The 537-nt window shown below is 39.7% G+C and carries 2 protein-coding genes; both read right to left on the bottom strand.

What is annotated here, in order from left to right; genetic code table 11:
• Positions 1-101: 101 nt before the first annotated feature.
• The gene (locus AACV32_RS09585; protein ID WP_249339529.1) at positions 102-332 is read right to left on the bottom strand and encodes a hypothetical protein; all 231 of its coding nucleotides are present in this window, start codon (positions 330-332) and stop codon (positions 102-104) included.
• The coding region (locus AACV32_RS09580; RefSeq protein WP_170895775.1) for a DUF1293 family protein at positions 332-537 on the bottom strand (206 nt) is incomplete at its 5' end. The genes AACV32_RS09580 and AACV32_RS09585, both read right to left, overlap by 1 nt.

Genomic DNA, 537 nt, shown 5'->3' with positions numbered 1-537 from the left:
AGAAGCTACCGCAGCAGTAACACCAGTTGTGATAGTTGCAGCGTGTTTTTTCATGACGTTGATAAATTTCATAGTATTTACTCTCTTTACTAAGTTAATGATTAACCTCGACCGAGGCCTTTTAAAATACGACCCAAAATATGACCGGACACAAAGGACAATAATAAATAACCTGTTACGTCCGTATATAATTGAGGGTCGATAGTTAACGAACCTAGCGAATTGCTTTGTAATTGTTCCAACTCACTAGGCGTTAATATGACGTAAGTACAATCAAACCCTTGTGGGGCAAGCATTAAATAGCCGTTGTATTGTATTACGCAGTTAGACATTATTTAATTAAACCACACGCTTTAAAGTGGGCTTTAATCTCTTCATCCACTGGGATTAATTTCGTAACGATAGAGCCAGAAAGAGGGTCATCCATATTTAAGCCTAAATCCACTTCATACTCACGGCGTGGAACGAGAGCACCAACACGCTCAAGCTCAAGCGCATAGTTAAAGTCAATGATTAGCGGCTGGTCATACTTGGAGA

The organism is Vibrio sp. B7, from assembly GCF_963888765.1.
In the GTDB taxonomy this organism is placed as follows: Bacteria; Pseudomonadota; Gammaproteobacteria; order Enterobacterales; family Vibrionaceae; genus Vibrio; species Vibrio anguillarum.
Note: the sequence above shows the minus strand (reverse complement) of the source record. Positions and strands in the feature narration are given on the sequence as shown.

Coding starts and splice junctions, on each gene's coding strand:
- AACV32_RS09585 (WP_249339529.1), bottom strand. CDS start 332: ATGTCTAACTGCGTAATACAATACAACGGCTATTTAATGCTTGCCCCA.